Here is an 8,378-nt window from a genome sequence, read left to right on the forward strand (position 1 = left end):
TTAATGAGGTAATAAGGATAAGGATAAAAAGAAAAAAATAATAAGCTAATATTATCATAAGAATTTTCAGAAATCAAATAAATATACATTAATTTGGATGGTAAATGAGGCGGAAATATGGTGTAATAAATGCTGTAAGGTATTATTGTAAACGTTTTCAAGAAAATAAAAAAATAAAAGGAAGTGATTTCCACTTCCTTTTGTTGCATAAAAAATGCATATTTATTCGGATTTTAGTAAAGAAAATGCATTTCTTACTGCATGTAATGTAGCTTCTACATCCTCTTTTGTATGTGCGATTGTCAAGAACCATGCTTCGTATTTTGATGGAGCAAGATTAATTCCCTGCTTTAGCATCAGCTTAAAGAACCTTGCAAACATTTCACCATCCGTGTTTTCAGCCTGCTCGTAGTTTACGATTGTTTCATTTGTAAAATATACAGTGAAAGCACCTTTTAATCGATTGATCGTTATGTTGATATCATATTCCTTAGCGGCCTCTAGGATTCCCTTTTCAAGCATCGCGCCTAATTGATCTAAGTAATCATAAATTCCCTGTTGTTTTAACACTTCAAGGCATGCAATCCCGGAAAGCATGGAAGCAGGGTTTCCAGCCATTGTTCCTGCTTGATAGGCTGGTCCAAGCGGGGCGACAGTATCCATGATTTCCTTCCGTCCGCCGTAGGCGCCTATCGGTAAGCCGCCGCCAATTATTTTTCCAAGAGCCGTTAAGTCAGGCTGAATCCCTAATAAATCTTGTGCTCCACCATACATAAAACGGAAGGCGGTGATTACTTCATCATAAATGACAAGTGCACCAGCAGCATGGGTGAGATCATTGACTTGCTGTAAGAACCCTGGTTTTGGTTCAACAATCCCAAAGTTTCCAACAATCGGTTCAACTAGAACCGCAGCGATTTCGGATCCCCATTTTTCCAATGCCTCTTTAAATGGTTCAATATCATTAAATGGTACTGTAATTACTTCCTGGGCAATGCTTTTTGGAACCCCAGCGGAATCAGGTGTTCCAAGTGTAGATGGCCCGGATCCTGCTGCAACAAGGACAAGATCAGAGTGCCCATGATAACAGCCAGCAAACTTAATAATTTTATCACGGCCTGTGAAGGCACGGGCAACACGGATTGTGGTCATTACTGCTTCGGTGCCTGAGTTGACAAAGCGAACTTTATCTAATGAAGGAATAGCTTCCTTAATCATTTTTGCAAATTTCACCTCATGTGGTGTTGGTGTTCCATATAGAACACCCGTTTCGGCAGCGCGCTTGATTGCCTCTGTTATATGAGGATGTGCATGACCGGTAATAATTGGACCATAGGCTGCAAGATAATCGATATATTGGTTACCGTCTACATCCCAGAAATAAGCGCCCTGGCCACGTTCCATTACAACAGGTGCACCACCGCCTACAGCTTTAAAGGATCGGGATGGGCTATTAACCCCACCGACAATGTGTTCTAATGCTTCAGTATGTATTCGTTCAGAATTAGTAAATTGCATTTTTTACCCTCCTAAAATGGTCTCTTTCCCATTCTAGCACTTTTTTCATTGACCTTTAGCTGTTTTAACATTTAGATAATTTGCTAAGGATGCGAGAAAGTTGTGTTGACGTTGTGATTTAGCTAAACTAAATCATTAGAGAAAAGCGTTAGGGGGTTCGAAAAATGGAAAATGTAATCGAGGTAAAACAGCTTCGAAAGGAGTTTAAAGCCTATTCTAGCCGGACAGGCTTAAAAGGGGCATTTAGGGACTTGTTAACGCGGAATTATAAAGTGGTTCCAGCGGTGAATGACATTAATTTTTCAATCCGAAAAGGTGAAATGGTAGGCTATATCGGTGAGAATGGTGCCGGAAAGTCAACCACGATTAAAATGCTGACAGGAATCCTAACTCCAACATCTGGAGAAGTGATTGTAAATGGAATGAATCCTCATAAAGAGCGTGAAAGATTTGTACAGACAATCGGTGTTGTATTTGGTCAACGATCGCAATTATGGTGGGATATCGCTGTTCAAGAATCCTTTCGTCTCTTGAAAAAAGTATATAAGGTAACGGATGAACAATATGATAGCCATATGAACCATGTGATTAAAACATTGGACATCGAGCCGCTATTAGATAAGCCTGTTCGCAAATTATCACTTGGACAGAGAATGCGCTGTGAACTTGCCGCTGCTTTAATACATAACCCGCCGCTGCTTTTTTTAGATGAGCCGACCATTGGACTGGATGTACTGGTGAAATTGAAAATCCGTGAATTTTTAAAGGAAATTAATGAGAAATACAACACTACGATTCTGTTAACGACCCACGATCTTTCAGATATTGAGGCATTGTGTGAGCGAGTCGTCATGCTTGATGAGGGGAAAGTGATCTATGACGGGGCATTAATGGAATTAAAAGAAAAATGGGGAGATCGTAAAGAACTTCAGTTTCAATTTCTTGAAAATATCAATCTCACTGCCATACAAAAGCTAACTTATGGAATACCTGTTGAGTGGGAATTGGATGAAAAGAAACAGACTTTTACTGCAGCTGTGGAAGATAGCGATGAACTAATTTCACAAGTAATAGGGAAGGTAGTTGCTGCCTTCAAGGTTAAGGACGTCAAAATTAACGAAACTTCTACAGAAGAAATCATTCGCAATATTTATGAAAAGGGTGCTGTTGAAGTTGGATAAGTATATAGAAATGATTAGGATTCGTTTTCTTATGATGTTGGCGTACCGGACTAACTATTATACAGGGATTCTCATTTATAGCATTAATATCGGTGCTTATTATTTTCTCTGGAAGGCTATTTATGGAGGAAAAGATCAAATTATGGGCCTATCAGTCGTTCAAATGACCTCCTATGTGGCAGTAGCTTGGATGGCTAGAGCCTTTTACTTTAATAACCTTGACCGTGAAATGGCTCAAGAAATTATGGAAGGTAAAGTAGCGATTGAATTAATAAGACCCTACAATTATCTCGGAATGAAGACGATGCAGGCATTAGGGGAAGGGATTTTTAGGTTATTCTTTTTTTCTGCACCCGGTCTCATAATTGTGTACATCGTCTTCCCGATTCAATTTACCTGGGAACCTAGTGTTTGGGGATTATTTGGGCTCTCGACCTTATTGAGTTTCTTGGTTAATACAGAGCTCAATTTATTAACGGGGATTACAACTTTCTTCTTATTTAATAATTCTGGGCTAATCCGAGCTAAACGGGTTGTGATTGATTTGTTTTCCGGGCTTCTTCTTCCAATCAGTTTCTTTCCGGTCTGGGCACAAGATATGATGAAATTCCTTCCTTTTCAAGGAATCAGCTATACCCCTAGTATGATTTTTACCAAAGGCTTTTCCCAATCGCAGTCTATCACCGCGATTGGGCAGCAATTTATCTGGGTAATTGTTCTTATGGTGCCAATTTATCTGCTGTGGAATTTGGCGAAGAAACAGCTGATTATTCAAGGGGGATAAGCCATGTTTTACATGTCGATGTTTTTTCAATACATGTCACAATATTTAAAAACAAGACTGCAGTATCGGGCGGATTTGTTTGTTGAGTTTTTCTCTGATTTGCTTGCGCAAGCCATTAACCTTGTCTTTATTCTTGTGGTTTTTGGTCATACCAGTTTGCTCCATGGATGGAGCAGGGATGAAATTATTTTTATTTATGGCTTCTTCCTTGTCCCATATGCTGTCTTTTCTGCCTTTTTTAATATTTGGGATTTTAATGAGCGGTATATTGTAAAGGGGGAACTGGATCGGATTTTAACGAGGCCCATCCACAGTCTGTTTCAAATCATACTGGAGCGGCTAGAGCTAGAGTCTTTATTAGGTTCGATAACAGGTCTTGCAATTATGTTTTACGCAGGTTTCAGACTTGGTCTTACTATTGATTGGTACGACCCGATTTTGTTTATTATTTTCGTTATGGGCGGGGCACTTGTTTACGGGGGAATTTTCATTATGCTGGCCTGCATTAGTTTTTGGGCTGATGCCAGAACATCGCTTATGCCAATGATGTACAATATCAGCAATTATGGCCGTTATCCAGTCAATATCTATAATAAATTAATCCGCTTTGTCTTAACCTGGATCTTGCCCTTTGCTTTTGTTGGGGTCTATCCAGCAGCCTTTTTTCTTGAAAAACAAGAATGGTATTGGTACGCCTATTTAACACCTCTTATCGGTGTTGTCTTTTTTACCCTCTCTGTTTTGCTTTGGAATCAGGGGGTGAAGAAATATCGCGGGGCGGGAAATTAATGCTATTTTATTGACCAAGCATGCATAGAAATAGAATAGAAGTAACCCGAGAGTTTGAGGTGGTCTTTCTTGATCTATTTCTTGCTGCCAATCGTCATTTTCTGCATATTCATGAGCATCCGCACATTATTTGTGCCAAACACGATCAAGGGCAAATTAGTGTCTGTAGATAACTTTTTTTATCTAGGAACCTGTTATTTAACTGTGATTATCGGATTCGGACTTCTTTATCTCCTATTTCATTTAGTTGGCACGCCTGTTCTAAAGGAAGCGAGTCATAATCACGGGAAAAACATATTTGAAACAAGCTTTTATTTTAGTGCGATGATGCTGTTTTCTGTTGGGAATGGGGATGTCATTCCACTGGGGATTGGCCGATTTATTGCGGTCACAGAAGCGCTAATTGGCTATACCTTACCCGCTGCCTTTGTTGCCCAAGTAATGTTTAATCGGGAAAAATAGCTTTATTTGTGCAGAAAAGTTGTTTTGGAAAGAGAGTTTGGTTACGCTAATTTAGAAGAAATTTACATAATGGAGTGAGAACATGTCAATTGAAATTGGAAAAAAGGCCCCTGATTTTACATTAGCGGCCCATACAGGGGAATCGATTACATTATCAAACCTTAAGGGCAAACATGTCGTACTTTATTTTTATCCGAAAGACATGACACCTGGATGTACGACAGAAGCGTGTGATTTTCGTGATCAGATTCAACAATTTAATGAATTGAATGCGGTCATCTTAGGGGTTAGCCCAGACCCTGTAGAGCGCCATCAAAAGTTTGTGGAGAAATACGGTCTTCCGTTTTTATTACTCGCTGATACTGAGCACCAAGTAGCTGAGGCCTATGATGTGTGGAAGTTAAAGAAAAACTTTGGTAAAGAATATATGGGAATTGAAAGGACTACCTTTTTAATTGATCAGGAAGGGAACATCGCCAGAGAATGGCGTAAAGTTCAAGTAAAAGGGCATGTGGAAGATGCGTTAACATATATACGTGAGAATTTGTAATCAAAAGGTTACGCCTATTTTCGCGATAAAAGGCATTTGTCCAATGCAATAAGAGGGAAAGTGAATATCATTTTATTAGGGCATACCTCCTCAGATAAATTTTTGGGTCCACAGTGACCCATTTTTTTTATGGAAAAGGGGCGGAGCGCCATATTGTTTTTTTGTTGAAAAAAAGGGTTTTAGACTTTTATACATAAAATATAAAAGAAATGGAAAACAACACTTTTATAGGGGGAATTTAAAAATGAAGATTTATACTAAAACAGGTGATAAAGGAACCACATCGCTCATTTATGGAACTAGGGTGGCAAAGAATGATATACGGGTCGAAGCATACGGAACCTGTGATGAAACCAATTCCATGATTGGACTGGCACTAAGTTATTTACTTAAGGAAAATTTTCTAGGGAAAGAAATAATTGAAAATGTATATCATAAAATACAAACAAACCTATTTCACGTGGGTGCCGAATTGGCGACGCCAAAAGGGAAAGAAGTGAAGTGGTCACTATCGCTTGAGGATATTGAAGAATTAGAACAACAAATAGATGCTTGTGAGACAGAGCTAACGGCACTAACGAATTTTATTCTACCAGGAGGGCATCCAGCGGGTGCGGCTTTTCATGTCGCCAGAACCGTTGCAAGGAGAGCGGAGAGGTGTGCGGTTTCACTGGGGGAAGAAGTAAGCCCGCTTGTATTGGCCTATTTAAATCGGCTTTCAGACTTATTATTCGTGACGGCACGTTATGTGAATTATAAACTAGGAGCTACCGAGCAAACTTTGCATGGAAAAAGGTAACCGATGGTTAGGCTGGGTCACCAAAAATGGTACCTTGAGAGTACAATATTGACAAAAGTAGTAATACCCTTGTAAAATAAATTATAACAATTATAATTTAAGAATACTTTTTAGAAAGAAGGTGCATGACGATGAATCAGTTAAAAGAAGCGTTGGATACCTTGAAGGATACTGGGGTACGAATTACTCCGCAACGTCATGCGATACTTGAATATTTAATAAACTCGATGTCACATCCCACAGCAGATGAGATTTATAAAGCCCTTGAAGGAAAATTCCCTAATATGAGTGTGGCGACAGTTTACAATAATTTACGAGTATTTCGTGAGGTAGGTCTTGTAAAAGAGTTAACCTATGGGGATGCATCAGCCCGTTTTGATTTTGTTACAACCAATCACTATCATGTTATTTGTGAACAGTGTGGTAAAATTGTTGATTTTCACTATCCAGGCTTAGACGAAGTGGAGCATCTTGCTTCCCATGTGACAGGTTTTAAAGTGGAAAATCACCGTATGGAAATTTACGGCTCATGTCCAGAATGTGCGAGTAAAGAGGTTCATTAGAAAAAAGAGGGTGACATAAACCTAGCGGCTAAAAGCCACTGAGGTTTTGGTCAGCCTCTTTTTATTTTGACTTTTTACTGTTAAAGGATTCGTCAAATTTTATACCTTCGAGTTTAGGGTCTAGGGTCAATGGTTCGCGGCAATGCATACACATGTCCACCCTTCCAAGCATTTTTGTGGGTTTACCACAGCTTGGACATTTCACTTGAATGGTTTTGGTTGATAACATACCGATCCAAAAATAGACAGCTGTACTAGCAATAATAAAAATAAGACCCAAAAGCATAAAGATGGTCATAATAACTGGTGAAGTACGAAAATAGATTCCGGCATACATAACAATAAAACCAACAAAAATTAATGATAATGCAAAGGTACGGATTTTATTTATTTTACTCGAATATTTTGCCATGCCTCTCCCTCCTAGAGAAACTATACCATATTTAGCAGCTAAGAAAAAACGCTTAGCAAAGAATGTCGAAATTTGTCTTGGATGAAAGAAGGAAATAGAGAATCACTGTCGAACATATTAAACTTACCTGAAAAAATGGAGGAATGATGAATGGAAGACATCCTTCGGCCTATTTACCAAGAAAGGGCGAGCCAATCAAATACTCTTGGAGTTTTGCTGATTGAAAAGAAACAAAAATCAAGTCATGTGACAGAATCTTTTGATGAAATATTATTAATCATTGTTAAAGAGGCGGATCAGCCGCTATTCATAAAACATTATTCGTATAATAATCAAAAGGCTGCCATGCATGTCATTACAGAGTCACAATTACAGGAATGGTTATTATTGGGCACGAACCGAAGAATTTTTGAATGGATTCATGAGGCGAAAATCCTGTTTGATCGGAACGAAAATGTTGCCAATTTAAAAATGGAATTAAGTGAATTTCCTTTTAATGGGCGAAAAATCAAAATGGGCTTAGAATTTGCCAAGTTAATACGCCGTTATGTAGATGGAAAGGCTCTATTCGAAAGTAAGCAGTTTTTGGATGCCTATAATTATGTTGTTCATTCCCTACACCATCTTGCACGATTAGCGGTGATTGAAAATGGTTTACATCCAGAGCTCACCGTTTGGCAACAAGTCAAACAAATCGAACCGGAAATCTTTAAATTATATGAAGAACTTGTAAATAGTGAAGAAACACTTGAGAAACGGCTCGAACTGCTCTTCCTTGCAAGTGAATTCATGATCCATTTCAGGACAAATATCGGTACGGCACATTTATTAGAAGTTTTAAGCAGAAAGGAATATTGGCAGTTTAATGAAATTATGAGCGAAAAAGAATTAATTCCTTATTCTGTTGATTTGGCGGTACTAATAGAGTATTTAATTGAAAAACATTTACTTGATGTAGTAAATATTGAAACGAAGGGCCAAGGGATTTATCATCGATGTTATTGTGTGCATAAAAAATTATCGTAAAAAAACAACAAAAGGTGTTGACCTTTTTCTTTTTCCTTGGTATATTAATAACCGTCGCTGCGAAACATTCACATATAACCTTCGCAAGTGGCGGTTGTTAAAAAATATATTGACATCTTAAAAAGCTTTGTGGTATATTAAAAAAGTCGCTTACGACAGTTAAAGAAAATTGTTCTTTGAAAACTAAACAAACAAAAACGTCAACAAACAATATTTTTTAGTTTCAATATAGATGAAACTAAGCCAACGTAACAAATGAGCTAATCAACTTTCTTGGAGAGTTTGATCCTGGCT

The 8,378-nt window shown here is 38.2% G+C and carries 10 protein-coding genes; 8 read left to right on the forward strand and 2 right to left on the reverse strand.

The genetic code is table 11. From position 1 onward, the window contains the following. Positions 1-222 precede the first annotated feature (222 nt). The gene (locus G6554_RS19395) at positions 223-1,518 is read right to left on the reverse strand and encodes a glutamate-1-semialdehyde 2,1-aminomutase (RefSeq protein ID WP_166244845.1); all 1,296 of its coding nucleotides are present in this window, start codon (positions 1,516-1,518) and stop codon (positions 223-225) included. Between the two features lie 164 nt (positions 1,519-1,682). Here G6554_RS19395 and G6554_RS19400 point away from each other — a divergent pair, with 164 nt between their 5' ends. The 7 genes from G6554_RS19400 (at position 1,683) to perR (ending at position 6,646) form a co-directional block, all read left to right on the forward strand. Next, positions 1,683-2,699, forward strand: coding sequence for an ABC transporter ATP-binding protein (locus G6554_RS19400; protein ID WP_166244847.1), 1,017 nt, complete (start codon positions 1,683-1,685; stop codon positions 2,697-2,699). Beyond that, positions 2,692-3,483 carry an ABC transporter permease gene (locus tag G6554_RS19405; RefSeq protein ID WP_166244849.1) on the forward strand — a complete coding sequence of 264 codons (792 nt, stop codon included), beginning with the start codon at positions 2,692-2,694 and terminating at the stop codon, positions 3,481-3,483. Before G6554_RS19400 ends, G6554_RS19405 begins: the two co-directional genes overlap by 8 nt. A gap of 3 nt (positions 3,484-3,486) precedes the next feature. Further along, positions 3,487-4,272: an ABC transporter permease gene (locus G6554_RS19410; protein ID WP_166244851.1), complete on the forward strand. Its 786-nt coding sequence runs from the start codon at positions 3,487-3,489 to the stop codon at positions 4,270-4,272. Positions 4,273-4,341: 69 nt separating this feature from the next. Then, positions 4,342-4,734, forward strand: coding sequence for an ion channel (locus G6554_RS19415; protein ID WP_207343066.1), 393 nt, complete (start codon positions 4,342-4,344; stop codon positions 4,732-4,734). An 82-nt stretch (positions 4,735-4,816) separates the two neighbouring features. Next, a complete protein-coding gene (gene bcp, locus G6554_RS19420; protein ID WP_166244853.1) occupies positions 4,817-5,284 on the forward strand; it encodes a thioredoxin-dependent thiol peroxidase in 468 nt (155 codons plus the stop codon). 244 nt (positions 5,285-5,528) lie between these two features. Further along, positions 5,529-6,083: a cob(I)yrinic acid a,c-diamide adenosyltransferase gene (locus G6554_RS19425; protein ID WP_166244855.1), complete on the forward strand. Its 555-nt coding sequence runs from the start codon at positions 5,529-5,531 to the stop codon at positions 6,081-6,083. A gap of 125 nt (positions 6,084-6,208) precedes the next feature. Beyond that, positions 6,209-6,646 carry a peroxide-responsive transcriptional repressor PerR gene (perR, locus tag G6554_RS19430; RefSeq protein WP_166244857.1) on the forward strand — a complete coding sequence of 146 codons (438 nt, stop codon included), beginning with the start codon at positions 6,209-6,211 and terminating at the stop codon, positions 6,644-6,646. Positions 6,647-6,707: 61 nt separating this feature from the next. Here perR and G6554_RS19435 read toward each other — a convergent pair whose 3' ends face one another. After that, positions 6,708-7,058, reverse strand: coding sequence for a YgzB family protein (locus G6554_RS19435; RefSeq protein ID WP_166244859.1), 351 nt, complete (start codon positions 7,056-7,058; stop codon positions 6,708-6,710). Positions 7,059-7,208: 150 nt separating this feature from the next. Here G6554_RS19435 and G6554_RS19440 point away from each other — a divergent pair, with 150 nt between their 5' ends. Further along, the gene (locus G6554_RS19440) at positions 7,209-8,084 is read left to right on the forward strand and encodes a nucleotidyltransferase-like protein (protein ID WP_166244861.1); all 876 of its coding nucleotides are present in this window, start codon (positions 7,209-7,211) and stop codon (positions 8,082-8,084) included. The last annotated feature ends 294 nt before the right edge of the window (positions 8,085-8,378 follow it).

The sequence above is a fragment of the Bacillus sp. MM2020_4 genome (assembly GCF_011250555.1).
In the GTDB taxonomy this organism is placed as follows: domain Bacteria; phylum Bacillota; class Bacilli; order Bacillales; family Cytobacillaceae; genus Neobacillus.